General features: G+C 67.7%; 13 protein-coding genes and 1 pseudogene. 10 read left to right on the top strand and 4 right to left on the bottom strand.

Annotated elements, in window-relative coordinates; genetic code table 11:
• The first annotated feature begins 192 nt into the window (after positions 1-192).
• Positions 193-2,067: a VCBS repeat-containing protein gene (locus tag D7V77_RS21235; protein ID WP_158624450.1), complete on the top strand. Its 1,875-nt coding sequence runs from the start codon at positions 193-195 to the stop codon at positions 2,065-2,067.
• Positions 2,068-2,327: 260 nt separating this feature from the next.
• On the opposite strand, the gene D7V77_RS21225 is transcribed toward D7V77_RS21235, so the two are convergent.
• Positions 2,328-3,203: an SGNH/GDSL hydrolase family protein gene (locus D7V77_RS21225; RefSeq protein ID WP_233597137.1), complete on the bottom strand. Its 876-nt coding sequence runs from the start codon at positions 3,201-3,203 to the stop codon at positions 2,328-2,330.
• Positions 3,204-3,237: 34 nt separating this feature from the next.
• On the opposite strand from D7V77_RS21225, the gene D7V77_RS21220 reads away from it, so the two are divergent.
• From D7V77_RS21220 to D7V77_RS21200, 4 genes are all read left to right on the top strand, one after another.
• The gene (locus D7V77_RS21220) at positions 3,238-4,167 is read left to right on the top strand and encodes a LysR family transcriptional regulator (protein ID WP_120578110.1); all 930 of its coding nucleotides are present in this window, start codon (positions 3,238-3,240) and stop codon (positions 4,165-4,167) included.
• A 476-nt stretch (positions 4,168-4,643) separates the two neighbouring features.
• Complete coding sequence (locus tag D7V77_RS21210) at positions 4,644-6,302, top strand: hypothetical protein (protein WP_120578109.1); 1,659 nt, start codon at positions 4,644-4,646, stop codon at positions 6,300-6,302.
• 10 nt (positions 6,303-6,312) lie between these two features.
• Entirely contained in the window at positions 6,313-7,737 is a 1,425-nt protein-coding gene (locus D7V77_RS21205) for a hypothetical protein (RefSeq protein WP_147452118.1), read from the top strand.
• 305 nt (positions 7,738-8,042) lie between these two features.
• Entirely contained in the window at positions 8,043-8,597 is a 555-nt protein-coding gene (locus D7V77_RS21200; RefSeq protein ID WP_120578123.1) for a dihydrofolate reductase family protein, read from the top strand.
• Between the two features lie 106 nt (positions 8,598-8,703).
• On the opposite strand, the gene D7V77_RS21195 is transcribed toward D7V77_RS21200, so the two are convergent.
• The gene (locus tag D7V77_RS21195) at positions 8,704-9,606 is read right to left on the bottom strand and encodes a LysR family transcriptional regulator (RefSeq protein ID WP_120578107.1); all 903 of its coding nucleotides are present in this window, start codon (positions 9,604-9,606) and stop codon (positions 8,704-8,706) included.
• A gap of 86 nt (positions 9,607-9,692) precedes the next feature.
• Between D7V77_RS21195 and D7V77_RS21190 the strand changes: the two genes are divergently transcribed.
• The 3 genes and pseudogenes from D7V77_RS21190 to D7V77_RS21180 all read left to right on the top strand — a co-directional run.
• Positions 9,693-9,998, top strand: coding sequence for a nuclear transport factor 2 family protein (locus D7V77_RS21190; protein ID WP_233597136.1), 306 nt, complete (start codon positions 9,693-9,695; stop codon positions 9,996-9,998).
• Positions 9,995-10,786, top strand: a complete 792-nt coding sequence (locus D7V77_RS21185) for an SDR family oxidoreductase (RefSeq protein WP_233597135.1) — start codon at positions 9,995-9,997, stop codon at positions 10,784-10,786. Before D7V77_RS21190 ends, D7V77_RS21185 begins: the two co-directional genes overlap by 4 nt.
• A 76-nt stretch (positions 10,787-10,862) precedes the next feature.
• Positions 10,863-10,973: pseudogene (locus D7V77_RS21180) on the top strand (IS5/IS1182 family transposase); the annotation flags it as partial.
• 1,197 nt (positions 10,974-12,170) lie between these two features.
• On the opposite strand, the gene D7V77_RS21175 reads toward D7V77_RS21180, so the two are convergent.
• A complete protein-coding gene (locus tag D7V77_RS21175; RefSeq protein WP_233597134.1) occupies positions 12,171-13,442 on the bottom strand; it encodes a sigma 54-interacting transcriptional regulator in 1,272 nt (423 codons plus the stop codon).
• Between the two features lie 358 nt (positions 13,443-13,800).
• Between D7V77_RS21175 and D7V77_RS21170 the strand changes: the two genes are divergently transcribed.
• Complete coding sequence (locus D7V77_RS21170; RefSeq protein WP_120578105.1) at positions 13,801-15,081, top strand: ADYC domain-containing protein; 1,281 nt, start codon at positions 13,801-13,803, stop codon at positions 15,079-15,081.
• Here D7V77_RS21170 and D7V77_RS21165 read toward each other — a convergent pair.
• Positions 15,062-18,292 (bottom strand): serine/threonine-protein kinase, encoded by a 3,231-nt coding sequence (locus tag D7V77_RS21165; RefSeq protein ID WP_120578104.1) that lies wholly within the window; start codon positions 18,290-18,292, stop codon positions 15,062-15,064. The two genes, D7V77_RS21170 and D7V77_RS21165, sit on opposite strands and share 20 nt — an antisense overlap.
• Positions 18,293-18,620: 328 nt before the next feature.
• Here D7V77_RS21165 and D7V77_RS21160 point away from each other — a divergent pair, with 328 nt between their 5' ends.
• Positions 18,621-19,073, top strand: coding sequence for a hypothetical protein (locus D7V77_RS21160; RefSeq protein WP_120578103.1), 453 nt, complete (start codon positions 18,621-18,623; stop codon positions 19,071-19,073).
• The last annotated feature ends 238 nt before the right edge of the window (positions 19,074-19,311 follow it).

Raw genomic sequence — 19,311 nt, 5'->3', positions numbered from 1 at the left:
CGCATGAACAGATCGGACATCCCTACCAGTCACAATACCCAGGTCCTTCTGGATCCCCACATCAGCGACGGCATGTATTTCTTCCGAGCGCCCGGCGACAAGTGGGGTCAGAATCCTCACAACGGCGTCAATGCTTGCGACGGGTCGGCGGCGGTCGCGAACCACCTCCGGAACGATCCCCTGCTGTCCAAGATGGCCGGCCCGTTCTGCTTTGACTGGGATGCCCATGACTGGGCTTGCGCGGGGCTGGGCGGGACGCCCGCGGCGTGTGCCGACAGCTACATCTATGAAGGTGAGATCCCGTATGTAACCAACCCTGATGCAGGCACCGTGGCGGGCCCGCGGGAGCGGGGCATCTTGCAGTTGCACGACGCAAGCCCGGTAGAGGGCCTCGCCGGAACGACCTGGTCCTATGACCTCGTGGTGTCCCTGGTCACCAAGCTGAAGGCCAGGTCGGGAACCCCGTATGTCTTCGTCCCGCTCGACGCGATTCCGGGCGTCCGGGGAACGCTCAGCTTCCCGTCACCGACCCACTGGACGACGACCTACCTGTCCGACGCGGACCTGTGGAACACCGACATCGGTTACCACGGCACCGTCCGACTGGGAGACCTCAACGGGGATGGCCGGGCCGATGTCTGCGGTCGAGGCAGCGCGGGCCTCCGCTGCGCCCTGTCGAACGCCGACGGCTCCATGGGGGCGGAGGCGCTGTGGCTCTCCGTCGTGTCGGACACCCTGGGCTACAAGCCGAGAGAGTACAGCACGACCTTCCAGCTCGCGGACATCGACAACGAGGGCAAGGCGGATGCCTGCATTCGCGCAGTCGATGGCTACCTCTGCTTCAAGGCGCTCACAGGGGGCTTCCAGACCTCGGCCTGGCCCTCGACGTCGTTCTCGAATGCGAATGGCTGGAACGCCACGGAGGCTCGCTACGGCTCGATTCGCGTCGGGGACGTCGATGGGGACGGATACGGGGACATCTGTGGCAGGGACGCGAACGGCAAAATCGTCTGCAGCCTCTTCAACGGGACGACCTTCGCGGCGGCGGTGGAGGGGAGTTCGGCATTCACCGCGTCGTCCTGGTCGCAGCCGGAGTACGCCACCACCTTCCAGCTCGCGAAGGTGAACAACGACAACCTCGCCGACCTCTGCGTCCGGGGTCCTGACGGAATCTTGTGCGCGTTGTCGACGGGCAGCGGCTTCGGCACGCCGTCCCTCTGGACGCAGATGGCCTTCGATGACGCGTCGGGGTGGGCCACGAGCCCGTCGCGCTACAAGTCCATCAAGCTGGGCGATGTGGATGGGGACGGCTACGCGGACGTGTGCGGCCGGCACTCGACGGGAATCGTCTGCGCCTTCTCCACGGGCACTTCCTTCAGGAACTATCGCTACGTCCTCAACACGAACTTTGGAGATGCCGCCAACTGGTCGGGCGAGGAGTACGGCGCGACGCTCGCGCTGGGCGACGTCAATGGAGACAGCTACGCGGACGTGTGCGCGCGTGCCGCGGCGGGGTTGACCTGCATGCCCGCCACCACCCGGCTCGCGGAGTTCGATCCGGTGCTGAAGGTGGGGTACTGCTCGACAGTGGGTACGGCGTGTGACTCCGGGAGCTTCTACGAGGGGCGCGGAGTGGTGCACCCGGAAGCCAACCAGCCCAACACCCTGCAAGGCACCTGCGCGGATGGCGCCTCCGGCGACTACCTCTCCCACCCCTCCATCGAGCGGGTTCGGGTCACCACGGTCGACAACCCGGTCATCACGCCGCGGGTGGACCGAGAGCTCGCGGTGGGCGAGAGCGTGCGTGTCGAGGTCAGCGCGTATGCCTCGGCGGCGGGAGAGCAACTGGAGATCTTCCGCGCGGCGAATGCCTCGAGCCCTACCTGGGTGAGCCTGGGCACGACGACGCTGTCCAGCGCCGGGTACGCGTGGGTGACGAAGACCTATACGCTCCCGTCGGGCACCACGCAGGCCGTCCGGGCGGTCCTCCGTCCCTCCACCCTGTCGGGCGCATGCCCCGGCGGCAGCACCACGGACGTGGACGACCTCGCCTTCCATGTGAAGTGAATCGCTGAGCCCCCAGGGCGCCCGGAGGCCGAGCATCGTCTCGACTCCGGGCGCTCTTCACCTGGGCCTGTGGCTACCGGATATTCGGGTCCAGTGGGAGTCGCCCCGTTCCGTGGCACTCCCGCACTTCGTGGGGTCGGCAGGCTCAGACGCTGAGGAGCACGCGACGGAGCAGCAAGTCGAAGCTGGCGCGGCCATACAAAGGAGGCACCGGGTTACCCCCGAGCCGATGTTACCGGTCGCGCCCGTGACCAGATACTTCATCGCGCCCTCGCGTCGGCCCAGCCGCGCACGACTTCGAGCGCTATTCTCTTTTGACCCTCCTGCGTGAAGTGAAGGCCGTCCTCCATGAGCAGATCCTGCGGGGGTGGCAGGCCGAGCCTCGCGAACAGTTCGATCGCGGGCTCGTCGAAGGCGGCAATGGCCTCGGCGACGCGGGCGATGTCCTCGTTGCGGAAGCGAACCCCGAAGCGGGACAACCCCCAATGCTTCGACACGCGATCTTCGAGCACCGGGGGAGGAGTTACCCACAGACACTGCGCCTTCGTCTCCTGGGAGACGCGCTTGCGGAGCTCCGCGAGGTTGCGCGCCGTCTCTTCGGGAGCGACGAGCGTCTTGCTCGGCGTCGGGCCTTGTGTTCGAGCGTCGTTCATTCCGATGAAGAACAAGATCCAGTCTGGATTCCTCGCGATGACCCCGCCGATTCGAATCAGGCCGTGCGTTGTCGTCTCACCGGCGACGGCGCTGACGTCGATCGAGATTCCATCCGCGGGACGGCGCGCGGCCAACATCTCGGTCAGGATCACCGCCCACGACTGCGGATCAGAGGTGTGGCTATCGCCGAACGCGAGAACCCTCGCCCCGGGCCGCAAGGGAAGGCGGTCCACCATCGCGCCCACCGCGGGATCCGCGAGCAGCTTGCGCGCGGCCTCCTTCGCGCCTGCCCGCAGGCGCCCGAGCTCGGCGGAGTAGGCGTCCGGAGCGAGGCCGAGCAGCGCCGCGCGCATCGGCTCGGTGAGCGCCGCAGCCCCGGGAAGCGATGCCACGGTTTGTTCTGGCTGAAGGACCTTCATGAGCCAGCGCGTCTGTTCGGTCGACCATGTCATGCGCAACGAGATACCGGCCGGGACGAGCACGCACTAGTATGCCAATCGGAAACGGACTCTTATCATGCGTGCAAAAATAGACCTGGACCTCAACGACGTCGCCCTGCTCGTGCGAGTGGTGCAACGGCGGAGCTTCTCTGCCGCTGCTCGTGAGCGCGGGGTTCCCGTCTCGACGGTGAGCCGCCGCATCGCCCGGCTCGAGTCGGCGCTCGGCCTGCGGCTCCTCGAGCGCACGACGAGGACGCTTCGCCTGACGGACGCGGGGCGTAAGTACTTCGACCATGCCGAACGCGCGATGGACGACCTCGCGCAAGGCACCGGGCGGGTTCGCGAGCTCCAGGATGAACCTCGCGGCCGCGTTCGCATCGCCGCGCCGACCGCCTTCGGAGCCGCCGTCGCCAACGTGGTCTACCTGTACCTCGCCAAGCACCCGGGGGTGTCGATCGACCTGGAGATCGACGGACGTCGCCCCGACCCCGACAGCGGCTTCGACATCGCGATCATGACGGAAAAATTGAACGACACCGACGACTTCGTTGCGCGCGAGGTCCGCCCAATGACCAGAAAGTTGCTGTTCGCGAGCCCGCATTACCTGAAGGAGCACGGCACGCCTCGCGGAGTCGAGGAGCTCGCCGTTCATGACTGCATCGCGACGCGCGCCACGGACGGCCACGCAACGTGGACGCTCGCCCAAGGTCGCACGAAGCGACGTTTCACCTTCGCGCCGCGCCTCTACGTGAGCGAGTTCTCCGCTGCCTATCGCGCGGTGCTCGCGGGTGTCGGCATCGCGATGCTCCCCGAGTCGCTGTGCGCCCAGGATGTGAACAAGAGGCACATGGCTCGAGTCCTGGAAGGCTGGGAAGGGGAGGCTGCCGGTGTCTATCTGCTCTACCGCGCCCATCGGTCGCTGACGGCGGCGGTACGTACCTGCATCGACCACCTGCTTGCGGAGCTTCCCGCCACTCAGTTGGTCCGCAGCGCTCGCGAGAACTGACCGGGAGTTGCTCGTGAAAACCGCCTCCCCGTCGCTGCGTGCAGCTCTTCGCGCCCCCAGAAGCCAGGGCGGACGAGGTGGTCGAGGCCGCGGATCGGCTCGGGTGGCTTCACTCACGCGACGGTTTCAACCGCGGCCATCTACAGTTCCCCTGTGGAGAGTCATTGGCTCAATTCGTCGGGAGCCGCTGGACCCTGTCGTCGTCCTGAACGGGGCCCACGCTCGGCGCCTGTTGCGCGAGTCCAGCAACGGCCTCACGGACCTGCGCCTGCCACGCCACCCTTCCTGCTCAGCACGAGGTGACCGCGAGGCATCGGTCCCCACGTGGACGAGCAAGCCAGTCGTCTCGGACACCCATGTCGAGACGCGGGCGAAGGTGCTCCGGCGTCCCCCTTCCTTGAAGCGCCGATGCCCGCGAGGTAGAGAACGACGCCTCATCTCCGCAGGGGGCGGGGATTCAGGGCAGGGACGCCTTCATGAACCCACGTGGCGCCGAGAAGGAATACCTCCAAGATGGCCTGCGCAGCGGACTCAAGCTCGACGCGCGCTTCGACGCCCTGACGCCCCACCTCCACGTGGCGTGGATCTCCTGGGACAGCGGCTTCCGCGGTTCGGGACTGCGCGTGGGCGACCGGGTCATCGCCATCGACGGTCAGCCCGTCGTCAAGCCACCCGACCTGGCCACCACGCAGCGCACCGTGCCCTTCATGCTCGGCCAGTACGCCGAGAACCAGACCTGGGACAAACAGGGGCGAAAGGAGGGTGACCAGGTCCAGGTGCGAATCGTTCGCCGGCGCGAGCCCGGCGAGGGCTGGGAGGAGCACGAGTTCAGCGGCGCCCTGCTCCATGAACGCACCTGGAGCATCGCCGATACGACGCGGCAGCTCATCGGACCGGGAGGACCCGAGCGCATGGGTCGCGACGGCTTCGACGAGGCCTGGATGTCATGGCTCGAGAAGCGCGTCTTCGACTGGGAGCGCCTGCTCGACAGCACCTTCGGCGCCTGGCGCACCTCGCGAGGGACGCGCGCGGAGCTCGCGAATCACCTCGGACACAAGGCCCGCGTCGACTTCCTCGTCGAGCATCATCCTGGCCCCTTCGCGACGGCGATGCGCGAGGACTGGGAGACGGTGCGTGCCTGTCTCGAAGGAGACCTCGTCGCGCTCCCGGCGGATGCCCTCGAGTTCCGCACCCGGGGCGAGGAGCAGGTGAAGGCCATCGGCCTCCAGGCCGCGGCGGCGTGGAAGGCCCTGCTGGAGGCGCGTGCGGGAGAGACGCTCAGCGCCTTCCCTGTCGTCGACCCCTTCCGGGGTGACCGCTCGGCGGTGACGGGCAAGCTGGTCTCACTGCCGACGGTGACGCAGCGCGAGTGGCTGGTCGACATGGGCAAGGGCTACCTGGCCTGGAACCAGTCCGGCGCCTGGGTCTTCTGCCCCGCCAACACCCCGGCCATGAACAAGGTCTTCTCCGCCATGCAGCGCTACCAGAAGCGCGTTGCCCCGTCGGTGAGGCTCGACATCGCCGTGCTCGGACGCATCCTTCCGGATCCCCGCCTGCTCGCGGGCTCGGGCCGCACCGCCGCCGGCCTGGAGGTAGAGCCCGTCGCCGCCCTGGTCGGCGGCGTGGTCTGCGTCGATGTCAGCGACCCGAGCGAGGGCGGACCGCGCTTCGCTGGAGAGGAGACGCTCAGCCAGGAGAGCTTCGGCGCTCCGGCCGACGACGCGAGCCCGCGCGAGGTCCTCACCGCGATGATTTCGGCCGTGAAGCGCGGCGACCAGGAGACCTGGAACGGCCTCTTCGCGGACTGGCGCGCCGTGCCAGACACCGACCGGCCCATCTACTACCCGGTCTGGACATGGAACGGCCGCGACAGTGAGTGGGTGCGCTCGCGGCAACTCCTGCTCAACAAGGTGCTCGACGCGCGGGTGCGCTGGATGGGCGATGTACGGGTCGTCATCCAAGGCGACGAGGCCCCGGGCCTGCAGCGCATCGAGGAGGTCGAGTTGGAGGTGGACCACGTCGGCCTCTTCGAGGGCCAGACCCGCACCTTCAACTCAGTCGACGTGCGGCGGCGCTGGACGGTCCAACGCCGCAACGGTGGCCCCTGGCGCATCACCAGCGAGCAGAGCCTGTAAGGAGCACTCCATGGGCTGGTATTCAAGCCGCGTCTCTGAACTCAACGAACGGTTGAACCGCGCCTCGGAGGGCGCCCCCGACACGGTGAAGCGCGCTTTGAGCGACGCCATCGTGAAGGTTGGAAACGCGGCCGATCAAGCCCTCTCGGCCATGCTCGACGCCAGCGAGCGCACCAGCGCCGGCAATCTGGGGACGCAGCGCAAGTGGCAGGAGCGCTGCGCCACGGCCACGGCAGACATCAGCCGCGCCTTTGGTGATGCCGCCAAGGACAACATGCTCTCGCCCGCCCTCCAGCTCTTCTGGTACCAGGCGCTGGAGCACGAGATGGCCTTCTTCGACTCCCTGGCCAAGGTGCAGACGCCCCAGCTCCACGACGACCTGCTCGTCCATCAGGACCTGCTCAACAAGATGCTGGGCGAGCTGTGGGACAAGTGGACCTTCCTGCTGTCCAAGGACGTCATCTTCGAGAACGACCAGCGCCAGGTGGTGCAGCAAGTCTCACGGATGGCGCAGTCCATTGTCGACGAGCTCGCCCCGGGCGTGCTCAAGCGCACCAGCGAGAGCGTCTCGCGCGCCACCGCGAAGTCGCTCGACGTGGCCCTCAAGCTCGATGACAAGCTCCTGGGCGGCAAGGGCGTGGACCTGGCCAAGCTCGTCGCCTCGCTGTTCGATGTCGACATCCCCGACGAAATCGACCGCAACCTGCTGGACGCCGTGCAGGGTGGCTCCGAAATCTACCAGGTGCAGAAGGGCCACTACCGCAACCTGGTGTCGGCCTACCAAAGCCTGGTGCAGGCGGAGAAGGGCAGCGTCCTGCTGCTCTTCAACGCGACGCGGGCGGAGGTCGACACGTACCGTGACAAGAACGACCTGGGGAAGGCCAAGGTCATGCTCGATCAGGCCAAGGGCTACCTCTCCGACTGGGCCTCACGCGTGCCCAGCTCGGCCCAGCGAAGCGAGGCCTCCGGCTTCAAGGACAAGGTGTGCTCGGCCATCGACACCGACTGGAGGCTCACCGAGGAGCTCGACAACAAGTTCCGCGACAAGTTCAAGGGCATCTTCGTCCAGTCCCTGGGCAGCGAGACCCTCGAGCAGCTCGCGGAGTCCTACCTCTTCCGTCAGCACATCGAGGAAATCACTCGCAAGGACGCCGCCGGCAAGCTCAAGGCCCTGCCGGGCAACCTGCAGAGCGAGGTCGACAGCGCGCTCGAGCGGGGCCTGCGCCCCCTCGACGACCTGGTCAACCGCGTCCCGGAAGAGGTGCGCGAGCTGGCCCGTATGAAGAACCAGCGGTTCAAGGAGCACGTGCGCGCCAGGCTCAAGGACCGCATCCAGGCCCTGCTGCCGGCCATCGTCGAGCTGGCCGCCCTCTGGGACCCGAACAACCTCTCGAGGGACTTCAGCCGCGAGGAGCTGGAGAAGGCCCTCCGCTGAGATGGGACGGCGCGACTCAGGGCCGCGCGTCACTCCGCTTCACCCTCTGGGACTTGAATCCATCCGTGTACGGCACTGCGTCCTGCCTGCTCTCGCCAGCGGTCGGGAAGTCCGTACCCGTTCGACGAATCGCGTGGAGTATCGCCCGCGATGGGGTCTGTTTTCTGCGCGCAGTGCGCAGCAGATCCGGGTGATGGATTGGAGGGTGTCGAGTTTCTGCTCGCCGATACCCACCGGGGATGGGGCATTGCGTCGATGGCTCGGGCTGCTGCGCGCTGGGCGCGCTTTTCGTAGAATGCCACGCCATGGGCCTCCTCACCTTCGGTCTCAATGTGACTTTGGACGGGTGCATCGATCACACGCAGGGGATCGTGGACGACGAGCTGCACGACTATTGGAGGCAGCTCATGGAGCAGAGCGGGGCGATGCTCTTCGGGCGCAACACCTACGAGCTGATGGAGGGAGCCTGGCCCGCGGTGGCACGCGACGAAAAGGCGCCGCGCGCGATGCGCGAGTGGGCACAGAAGCTCGAGGCGAAGGCGAAGTACGTCGTGTCGGGCTCGCGGAGCGACTTTCCGTGGCAGAACACGATCAAGGTGGAGGGTGACCTTCGCGAGGCGATCTCGGCGCTGAAAGTGAAGACCGAGCGGGGTGTCCTCGTCGGAGCGCCCAAGCTCGCGGCTGCGCTCGAGGAGTGGGGGCTCATCGACGAGTACCGCATCGTCGTTCATCCCATCATCAGTGGCCGCGGGCCGACGTTGTTTCATGGCCTGTCGAGTGCGCGGCAGCTCGAGCTCCTCTCGACGCAGCGGTTCAAGTCCGGCGTGCAGGCGCTCCACTTCCGTCGCAAAGCGGGATGAGCGTGGAAGGACCCGAGCGCTTCACCGGCGGCTGCCATCGCGGCACGCCTTTTTATGCATCTTCGGTCTTCCCGCAGGATGCTCATGACTTTTCATTCTGCGAGCCTCATTTGCGAGCTACCGCGACTTCGCGGGCCAGTGCGACGAACGCCGTGTGAGCGGCCGAGGAATTGCGCCGGCCAGGGTAGTAGAGGCAGAGCCGAGCGAGCTCCGGTGTCCAGTCCTCGAGCACGCGAACGAGGCGTCCCGCTTCGATGTCGCCTCGCACGTCCGGCTCCATGAAGAAGCCGAGTCCGATGCCCTCCAGGACTGCGATCCGCGAGAGGCTGGCCTCGTCCAGCGTGATGGGCCCCGTCACATCGATCAGGGCCGTCTGCCCCCGCTTACGGAAATCCCACCGGAAGAGGCTGCCGTTCGGCAAGCGCACCCGGATACACCGATGACGGAAGAGGTCCGATGGGACGCGCGGCCGACCGTGCTTCTTCAGGTACGCCGGCGAAGCGACGATGGCATGGCGTTGGGGCTCTCCAAGCGGAATGGCAATCATGTCGGTGGGCACGAGGTTCGCCATCCGCACGCCGAAGTCGAACCCCTCGGCGACAACGTCGACCAGCCGGCCTTCGGTCACGACGTCGACATGCACGTCCGGATGGCGGCGGAGGTACTCCAGCACCAGTGGCGCGAGGATCTCGCGCGCCGCTGTCGCAAATGTGTTGATGCGCAGCATGCCGGACGGCTTTGCCTGCTGGGAGCGAGCCGCGTCCATCGCGCCGCGGATGTCCTCGAGTCCCGGAGCCACCTGTTCGACGAACGCTCTGCCGGCGTCGGTCAGCGAGACGCTGCGCGTCGTGCGGTTGAAGAGGCGGACGCCAAGATGTGCTTCGAGCTTCGCGATCGCGCTGCTCATCGCCGTCGTCGACATCCCGAGATCGAGGGCAGCGCCGCGAAACGAGCTCCTGCGAGCGACGGCGAGGACGGCATCGAGATCATTCAGTCCGGGTTGATACATTGATAGTCCTGTAGGTCGGGATGTCACATCCTAGTTTGTCCCTATTGAGCGGGCAATCGCGCGGGCTTACGTCTTGGGTCATGACAATGCACCCATCAATTCGAGCCTATTTCGACGCGGACAGTGCCACGCCGCTCCACGCCTTCGCGCCCGATGCCGTTGTCGAGGATGAGGGACATCGGCATGTCGGGCATGCGGCCATCGACGAATGGTGGCGTGACTCCCAGGTGAAGTATCAGGCCGTCGCGCAGCCGATCGAGGTGAACGCGAAGGACGATGCCTGCGAGGTTCGCGCGAAAGTGACGGGCCAGTTTCCCGGCAGTCCCATCACGCTCACCTTTGCGTTCCGGATGAAGGGCGATCGGATCGCGGCTTTGAGCATCGGCGCGTGAGCCGCGATGCCCATTTCAACCCTGCGGAAGGAGATGACGTGATGAGAGAGCTAGAGGGGAAGCGCGCGCTCGTGACGGGCGGAACGAAGGGCATCGGCAAGGCGGTGGTCGCATGGCTGCGCGCGGCCGGCGCGACGGTGCTGACGACCGCGCGGGAGGGAACGGGCGAGGGCTTCATCGCCGCCGATGTCGCCACGGCCGAGGGCTGCGCGCGCGTCGTGAAGGCCGCCGGAGCAATGGACATCCTGGTCCACGTCGTGGGTGGAACGTCGGCGCCGGCGGGCGGCTTCTCCGTCCTCGACGACGACGCGTGGCAGAAGACGATCGACCTGAACCTGATGGCGGCGGTGCGTCTCGACCGGGCACTGGTCCCCGGAATGCGCGAGCGCCGGACCGGCGTGGTCGTGCACGTGACGTCGATCCAGCGGCAGATGCCGCTTCATGAGGCGACGACCGCATACGCCTCGGCCAAGGCCGCACTCTCGAATTACAGCAAGGCCCTCTCGAAGGAGGTCGCGCCGCAGGGCGTGCGCGTGAATCGCGTGTCACCGGGCTGGGTCGAGACCGAGGCCTCCGTCGGATTCATGAGCGAGATCGCGGCGAAGAACGGCACCGACGAGGCGGGCGCGAAGGAGCTCGTGATGCGCTCGCTCGGCGGAATTCCTCTCGGGCGCCCCGCGCGTCCGGCCGAGGTCGCCGAGTTGATCGGGTTTCTCGTCTCGGACCGAGCGAGCGCGATCACCGGGGCGGAGTACGTGATCGACGGCGGGACGGTGCCCGTGAGCTAGCAGGCTGCTGAAAAACTCCGGTGCGGGGACGACCTCCCGCACCGGAGCAGGGACTCCTCCTGACCTGGTGAGCCAGGAGCCTCCGGACGACAAGGGCAACCCCACCGTCGACTTCCACGGCGAGAAGAGAAGCAACGCCGCGCACGCGTCAACGACCGACCCGGAGTCGAGGCTGGCGCGCAGAGGATGCCGGGTATGACGTGCAGTGCTTCGTGGAAGCTGTACGGGCGCGACGGATGACTCCGCACGTGGCCCAAACGCGGGACGTGCGCCGGGCCAGCCGAATCGACGGCCGGGCCCCCCGCCATACGGGCTGCGCCCTGCCAGCGCGCGCTCTTCAGCACCGCGAGGAAAATCCCTGGGGATTCAGCGGCTTGAGCACGAAGGCCCCGCGGTGTTCATCGCGAGGCCCGTAGGAAAGCAAAAAGGCCCTGCCGGGGTGGGGCAGGGCCTTCTTTTTTGCTCCCCGAATGAAGCCCTGCGCGAACTCCTTCTCGGCGATTCTCCGAGAGGACTCAAACTCTCTGAGGGCCGAAAGGCGAGTAATATCCAGCAATTTCAAAGACGGGCCGGGCGAGCCCTTCAATCGGGGTCCGAGTGAATATCCGCAAACTACTCAGTGGGTGACCTCCCGTCTGTGGTGTTGATCCTCTCGATGCCTGCTTCACAAGGAATGCGTGGTGGCGACGCGCGTGAGCTCGCGGGCGATGTGCCGAGGTGGGTAAAAGTCGCATGCTTCGAGGCGCGCGGGACCGGGGACGCGCGAGGCCTTGTCCTGAGACTCCCGTGGCCAATCGCGACCCGCGCCCGGCCGGCATCCACGGCGTACGCGGGCAGGCCTCCGCAGGCCGTGTCGAGCCAGGCCGCGCGCAGCATCAGATTGGTACGCCCCGCTGCCGCCCCCGGTGCTCCACCTCGCCCTTCGCCGCTACAGGCGCTCGATGGCCTCGGCCCCTACGCGTCGCGCTCACTCGCCTGACGCACTGTCGAACGTGGCCTTGACGCCCCGCATGACTCGGCGCCCGAATTTTGGGGAGGCACACCCCCAAGCAGACGAAGATGTGCGCATCGCCTCTCGGCATCACGGCCAGCGGGACCAGGACTTCGGTCGTGAGCACGGTCTGGCGTGGTACGTGTAATCAACGCCTCTCGGCATCACGGCCAGCGGGAATCGAGGTGTGGGAGTCGCGTGAGTTCACCTCATGCTGCCGCCCCCCAGCAGCCCTACGGAAGAGCAGCCTCCCTCATGCTGCGAAGAGGAGCGCTCCCTGCGTCCTGCCGCTTCGGCTCCAGCCGAAGCCTCTTCATGAGCAGAGGAGGATGCATCCGGCTCCAGCGCCCCTCCGTCGATAGAGCCTTCGAGGTGGGCGGCCGTCTCCCTGACTCACTCCTGTTCGTCCGCATCGGGAGGAGTGAGTGCGTGGCGCTCGAGCATCCTCCGGAGCTGCGTGCGATGGATGCCGAGCGCTCGCGCCGTGGCGGTCACGTTGCCTCCGTTCTGGAGCAGGGCCTGCTCGATGCGGGCACGCTCGTCGGGAGGCAGGGGCTTCGCCTTCGATGGCGCCCGCTGCCGAGGAGGTTCTCGCTGCGCTTCGGGAGCCCGTGACAAGGCCGGCCCGAAGCTCGCTCCGGCGCCAGGACCGAGATGACGTGCCTCGACACGAGACGCGCCTTGCATGAGCGCGGCTTGTACCGCGCCGCGCAGCTCGACCAGCAACTCGCGGACGTTACCGGGCCAGGGCCTCCGCAGACACTCTTCGACCAGCGAGACGTGCAGGCCCATCCCGGGCGAGATCCGCTGGAGTTCCTGCTCGAGCAGCAGGGGAATCTCCTCGGGGCGCTGGCGCAACGGCGGCAGCGTGACCTCCGGTCGGCCGATGCGGAAGTACAGGTCCTCGCGCAACTGCCCGTTGGCCACCAGGGCGCGCAGGTCCTTGTTGCTGGCGCAGCAGACTCGCAAGTCTATCGGCTGTGCCTTCCAAGCCCCCAACGGGAGCACCTCCCTGCTCTCGAGTACCCGCAGGAGCTTGGCCTGGACCGACAGGTCCAGTTCCACGACCTCGTCGAGGAACAAGGTGCCTCCATCCGCGGACTGGAGGTAACCCGGGGCGTCCACGTCGGCCCCTGAGTACGCTCCCCGCCGAGCGCCGAACAGCAGTCGCTCCGCGATGCTCAGGGGAATGGCCGCGCAGTTGACGGCGATGAAAGGGCCACTTCGCCGGTGAGAGTGGAAGTGGAAGGCGCGCGCCACGCCTTCCTTGCCAGTACCGCTCTCCCCATGGATGTGCAGCGAAAAGCCAAGACTGGCCGCCCGGGAGACTTCCGCGAGCAGACCTTGCATCGCCGGCCCCCGCACGAACCCCTCCACGAGTTGGACCCCCTCGGCTTGGAACGGCCGTAGGTCCTGGCAGGGAACGAAGAGCGAGTCCCCCATGCGCACCACACGCCTCGCCTCATGGACCGTCCCCTTGGGAAAAGCCTCACCGTCCACGAACGTGCCATTCTGACTGCCCAGGTCGGTGACCCAGAAGCTCCGCCCATCGAAGCGGACCTGGGCATGACGCCGCGACATCTTCGCGTCCTGGACCTCACCCAGCGCGGTGGCGCCTCGCCCCAACTCCAGGACCTCCCCACTCGAGGGCATCGCCACGGCCATTGCCCGGCCTCCTCCGAAGAGGCGCAGCAGCCCTGGGACACGAGCCGCATCGCTCGCATGAGCGCCAGCGACATCCCTGCTGGAGCGCACCGTCGACCGTTCCAGTTCCCGTTCCATGGTTGCCATCATACGCTTGTGCCACGGGCACACGTCAGGCGGTGCCTCTTCCTGTGCCACCGACCCTCGCTCCACCACTGCGGGCCCGCGTCGCTTCGCAAGTCATCGAGACTCCTCGCGGCGCGGGGAGCCCTGTTCACGCGGCCCGCTCTGGCACGACGTTCGCTATACAAGCCCCACGATGAATGGACTGGCAATGACAACGAAGCAGTGCCTCCGCCCTCCCGGACTCGGCTCGCGAGTGAGCGCAAGGCTCCAGTACGTGGTGGTGCTGTTCCTGGCCATGGGGGTCAGCGGGTGCTGTGTATTGTTCCCCGGGAGCAAGTCCTGCGTGAGGCCCACGCCCCCCGGAGAGCCCGGCCTCAACGAGAGCCTGCCCGTCCAGGACTGCCGCTCGGAGACCTGTGTCCTCCCCCCGGAAGCCATACCCCTGTCGCCATGGGAATGTCCGACCGGGCAACCCAGCTGCCGACCTCCGGAGACGAACGGGCTGGGCATCTTCGTCGTCGAGGGCGGCACCTACTGCTTCCAGGTGGATGGGAGACCCCGCTTCTGTCCCGAAGCCTTCGCGAACATCCCGGCCTCGACCAGCGCACGCAGCCCCTCTGTCCGCTTGATGGGCCGAGTCCCCAGCAGGCCCGGGGACCTGCTCGGCGGATACACCGTGACGGGAGTGCTACAGAATCCCCATACATCCGGCACAGGCGAGTTCGTCACGATTCACAGCATCCAGGCGGAGGGCACCCGGTTCACCGTGAACTACTGTCCCATGTCCAGCGACTGCATCGACACCGCGACCCAGGTTCTTCAACTTGGAGACGAGAACCTCCACCAGCTGAGACTCCGGGTTTCGCTCCCAGCCGATGACGGCGGGCGCGAAGGAGCGGCGACCTTCGAGGTGGCGGTGACGCCCCGCCCCGGGGCTTCGACCCAGGTCCGCGGCTATGACGTCCTCTACCGGGAGGCCACGGGGCCTTGGGTGCATCACTGCGACCCGAGGGGCGTCATCGCCTCCGGCAGGGACGCAACTTCCTTCCTGCCAGGGCTGCGCATCAACAGCGTGAACGCAGCCGTCGAGCCCGTCCCGACGTGGACCACCATCGGCTGTGAGTCGGGGGCCATCGTCAGCTGCCTCGACTGGGGCTACGTCCCCTGGAACCCCGACACAGGCGTCTACGACACGCTCCGCGGCCATCTCTTCGGCTCGTGCCTGCAGGCCAAGCGCGCCGCGTATTTCGTCGGCCGCGGAGACCTCAAGAGCTACACCCGGAATGGCACGCGCATCGACAAGCGCGACCAGTTCGGACTGGGGAGGAACGCGAACAGCCAGGTCGAAGAGCTTCGGACGCTGGAGGCCCTCTGGAGTCCCCAAGGCGCGGTCTGCCTCAACCCTGAGAACCGCCGGGTCCCCGACATCGCCCCGCCCGCCGGCATGCTCGGTGTGCCGCCTTGCGCCAGGCCGCCCACATGGACACCGACGGGAAAACTCGCCACGGGCACGTTCACCCCGGCGCCGGACTGAGCCCCGCCTCGCGGAGCGCCTCCGCGTACTCCCGCCGCAGCAGTGGATTGAAGACGAGGGCCTTCACCAGTGACTCGCGGGCCTGACGCAGACGCTCGGCGCGCGCCGCCTCCGCGCGTGCCAGCCGTGCCTGGAGCAACAGCAACCCTCCACGGACGGCATGAGCCGAAGCCAGCTTCGGGTCCAGCGTGAGCGCCCGGTCCACTTGCGCGAGGCCCTCGGAGATGAAGCCAGGGGCCTCGCGGGGAGACACAGCTTCCGCCAGACGCAGGCAGGCCCTCGCCAGCTCCTGGTGGGATTCGTTGTAGGGCTGTATCTCCACCGCTCTCCTCGCTTCGGCGCGCGCGAGCTGGAGGAGTCGGAGTCCGGAGCCGCCGTTGCGTCGTACCCAGGTGGCCTCCACGAGCGCCAGCCGCGCGCTCAGGACCTGACAGTCGGCGCAGCTCGCATCCCCTAGCGTCGCGTCCCGCAGGGCATGCCGGCCCGCCTCGAGCGCGACATCGGGGGCGCGACCTTCCACCACGGCCTGGGTCGCCGCGAACAAGTGCCCCGTCGCGAGGAAGAAGTGGGTCCGCGCGAAGGTCGGATTGATGCCGAGCGAGCGCTCGAACCAGCGAGCGGCACGCGCCAACGGAGCCCGTGCATCCGCCGCCGAGGCGACGAAGTACTCCACGCGAAGCAGCTCCGAGAGCCCCAGCTTGTTCAGCGCGGAGTGGTAGTTGCCGTTGATGGCGAGCACTGCCTCACCCGCCGCGATGGCCTTTCGCACCTCCGGCTCCGGATCAATCCCCCGCGCGAGCCGCTGAGCCGCCATCGCGTTGTACAGCTCCGCCAGGTTCGAGTACCCGAACACGTATTTCGGGTCGTGCCTCACGGCCAGACGCAGGAGGCGTTCCGCCTCGGCATAGGAGGAGGATGGGTCCTCACCGCGCTCTCGCTGGCGATTGCCTCGCCAACGATGCACCAGCGACAGGTCGTTGAGTCCCCAGGGGTATTGGGGTTGGAGTTCGAGGGCCCGACCCAGCCGGGAGATGGCCTCGCGCCAGGACGGCTCGGGGTCTCCTCCCTCCCAGGACGCCTGAAGCCCCAGGAAGAAATAGCCGACGCCCAGGATGTCGTGTGCCTGGACGTCCAGGGGAGACAACTCCACCGCGCGCGACGCGGTCGCGATGCAGTCGGTGAGGAGTCGTTTCGGGTCCACCTCTTCACCGCCCGGTTTCGCGGCGCGGTACCGATTGAGGAGGATGAAAGCCTTCCGGGTGTAGCCAGCCCCGCGAGACGGCGCGGCCTGGAGACCCTGCTCCGCCGCGGACAGCGCCCTTTGCAGCGAAGCCCCGGAAGACTGCCCCTCGCGCCGGTCCAACTCCGCCTCCTGCAACCCCACCTCCGCCAGCGCCTCGTAGCTCCGGGCGTCACTGCGTCCCAGCTCCACGGCGCGCTCATGGAGGCGGCGGGCCTCGTGGAGGCCCGAGCGGGCCGCGTCGTAGTTGCCCCGCTCCAACTGCTCCATCGCTCGCGCGTGGGCCACGTCGCCCGCGAGCTTCCGGGCCTCGTACAGCCACGGCGCCTGGGTCTCGGCGAGGGCCGCCGCCCGAGCCGCCGCGTCGTAGTCGTGGCGATAGAAGGCAATCAATCCCTCCAGATATTGGGGGGACTCCAGCTCCAGCACCTGGCTGCGTTCGAGCGACTGGAGCGCTGGCCGGAGGTACTGTTCTTCGAGGGCGCGCTGCCGCGCCGCGACCCACGCCGGGTCGCCCCCGTGCCGCGCCGCTTCCATCTCCTGGTGGTAGCGCTCGCCGAGGCCCCTTCCCAGCGCATGATGGAGCTCTGGCGAGTCCAGCCCCAGCTTCCTCGCGCGCGTCAGCGCGGTGTGCGCCTGTTCCAGCTCTTGCATCGCCAGATGGCCACGTCCCAGAGCGTACTGGACGAGCGCATCTCCCGGTGCCCCCAGCGTGTGAGGCCAGGCGGCGATGCGCGCCATGCGCTCACGCACGAGCTGCTGCTCTCGACGGGTGTCATGCAGGGGGGCCGTGTATGCGAATCGCAGGAACCACTCGAGGTCCTTCACCTGCTGGCCAAGCTGCTCGGCCATCCGCGCACGCCCCTCCGATTGCAGTCGAGCCTGTCGCGCGTCCCACCTGGACGTGATGCCCAGGACCGAGAGCACCAGGATGAGCGAGAGTGACACGGCGGAGCTCGCCACCAGGGTCCGGTGCTTGCGCGCGCGGCGCCATAGCCGGGAGAGCGGCCCCGGGCGCTGCCCGAGGATGGGCTCTCCGTCGATGTAGCGCCCCAGGTCCTCGGCCAGGGCTCGCGCCGAAGGGTAGCGCTGCCCGGGGTCCTTGCTCAGGCACTTGAGGACGATGACCTCCAGGTCGCCGGGCAGGTGAGGCACGAGCGTGCGCACGGGCGGCGCCTCTTCGTGGAGCACCTTGTTGAGGGCGCCGACGAGCGTCTTGTCCGAGAACGGAGGAGCGCCGGTCAGCAGCTCGTGGAGGGTGGCGCCCAGGCAATAGACGTCCGAGCGCCGGTCGACGGCCCGCGTCTCCCCTCGGGCCTGCTCCGGTGACATGTACGCGGGGGTGCCCATCACAGCGCCCGACCGGGTGAGGCCCTGCTCGAGGCCGGGTTCGTGCGCCAGACCGAAGTCCATCACCACCGGGGCGCAGCGCCCGTCCTCCTGCCGTCGCACCAGGATGTTGCCCGGCTTGAGGTCGCGGTGGATGACGCCGAGCCGATGCGCCTCGTGCATCGCGGAGGCGACCTCTCGCATCAGTTGGACCCTCTCCGGGAGCGACAGCCCTGCCGCGGCCTGGTCGAGCCGCTGGCCCTCGATGAGCTGCATCGCGATGTAGTCCCGGCCCTCCGCATGACCGACGTCGTACACCGCGCACACGTTCGGATGGTCGATTCGCGCCTGCATCCGGGCCTCTTGCAGGAAGCGCATCACCCGGTCCGGGTCCGCGCCTCGCACGAACTTCAGCGCGACGGTGCGGCTCAGCCGCCTGTCCCAGGCCCTGTGGACCTCTCCCATGCCGCCGTGGCCGAGCAGCTCCAGCAACGTGTAGTGCCCCACGGAAGAGTTTCCGTGGAGCTGGCCCGACCCCGCTCCGGGCGAGCCGTCCGGCACGAGGCTGGCCCCTACGGTGAGCTGTGCCACCTCCGGAGTGACGTCCCGGTCATCGTCCACGGCTTCCCCCCATCCCGTCATGGTAGCCCATGATGGTCTACCCAGACACCCGGCCCCCGGCCATCCGACACAGCGAAACGGTGTGCCTGGCACCGCGCGGCGCTGTGTCCGTGGCGTGCCTTCCTGGGCCTCAGTCAGGTGCGCTCCGAGGCAGATGCGTCCGAGGAACGCGGCGACTGGATCGGCATGCGAGCTGCAAAGCCATGCATCCGACGAGGACGTATGGAGAGGCCTTCACGACCGAAGCACCGACTCCACACCTCCACGCTCATGCCGCCGAGCCGAGGGGCCGGCTCCGGCAAACACTCTCACACGCCTCGAAGCACCTTCACTCCAAGGAGTCGAACCGATGGCCCATTACAAGAGGATCCTCATTGCTTCAGCGGTGGTGCTCGGCAGCGTGGCGGGGACCGCCAGCGCCCGCACCGTCTCCGGGTGGCACGGCAAGCCCCAGCTCCAAGCGGATGGCGCCTGCCTGGGCGAGTCGTGGACCACGCAGACGAACAACTGCCCCAGGACGGTCGGGCTGTTCTACCCGCTCCAGGTCGACGACTCCGGTAACTACCGGGTCACCTTCAATGCCTATGGCGCGAGCTCCGCCAACAACGTCGGCTGCCGGTTCTTCGCGCTCAGCCGTGATGCGACGCAGATGTGGTCGGTGCCCGTCACCTACCTCCCGAGCTTCGGCGCCAACGTGAGCGTCGCGCTCGGCCCGGTGTACGTGCCTGTCGGCGGCACCCTGAACCTCGCGTGCGACCTCAACCAGGGCGCACGCGTGAACAGCGTTTACTGGTACCAGTAGTCCCGTCGAGCCGCCGCTCCCCGGCTTTCGGGGAGCGGCGGCTCCCTCCACCGAGGTCATGACCATGAAGCCCCGGCATCTCTTGACGGGAGGCGCCCTCGCCTGCGCGTGCGCCACCGTGCTGTTCTTCCAGCAGCGGCATGACAGGGACGAGCTCCTTCGACGCGCCTCCATGGCGGAGCCGCTCGCGACCGAGAGGCAGGGGCCGGCCTCCGCGCCCGAGCCCACGCCGCCCGCC

Origin of the sequence: Corallococcus sp. CA041A, assembly GCF_003612075.1 — a bacterium.
Taxonomy (GTDB): Bacteria; Myxococcota; Myxococcia; order Myxococcales; family Myxococcaceae; genus Corallococcus; species Corallococcus exiguus.
The sequence above is the reverse complement of the archived record's forward strand: the minus strand, read 5'-3'. Positions and strand labels throughout refer to the sequence as shown.

What these genes read in the sequence shown, in the direction of transcription:
- D7V77_RS21220 (WP_120578110.1), top strand. Translation starts at nt 3,238, where the DNA reads ATGCGTGCAAAAATAGACCTGGACCTCAACGACGTCGCCCTGCTCGTG.
- D7V77_RS21175 (WP_233597134.1), bottom strand. Translation starts at nt 13,442, where the DNA reads ATGGCCGTGGCGATGCCCTCGAGTGGGGAGGTCCTGGAGTTGGGGCGA.
- D7V77_RS21200 (WP_120578123.1), top strand. Translation starts at nt 8,043, where the DNA reads ATGGGCCTCCTCACCTTCGGTCTCAATGTGACTTTGGACGGGTGCATC.
- D7V77_RS21190 (WP_233597136.1), top strand. Translation starts at nt 9,693, where the DNA reads ATGCACCCATCAATTCGAGCCTATTTCGACGCGGACAGTGCCACGCCG.
- D7V77_RS21195 (WP_120578107.1), bottom strand. Translation starts at nt 9,606, where the DNA reads ATGTATCAACCCGGACTGAATGATCTCGATGCCGTCCTCGCCGTCGCT.
- D7V77_RS21165 (WP_120578104.1), bottom strand. Translation starts at nt 18,292, where the DNA reads ATGACGGGATGGGGGGAAGCCGTGGACGATGACCGGGACGTCACTCCG.
- D7V77_RS21205 (WP_147452118.1), top strand. Translation starts at nt 6,313, where the DNA reads ATGGGCTGGTATTCAAGCCGCGTCTCTGAACTCAACGAACGGTTGAAC.
- D7V77_RS21235 (WP_158624450.1), top strand. Translation starts at nt 193, where the DNA reads ATGGCCGGCCCGTTCTGCTTTGACTGGGATGCCCATGACTGGGCTTGC.
- D7V77_RS21210 (WP_120578109.1), top strand. Translation starts at nt 4,644, where the DNA reads ATGAACCCACGTGGCGCCGAGAAGGAATACCTCCAAGATGGCCTGCGC.
- D7V77_RS21160 (WP_120578103.1), top strand. Translation starts at nt 18,621, where the DNA reads ATGGCCCATTACAAGAGGATCCTCATTGCTTCAGCGGTGGTGCTCGGC.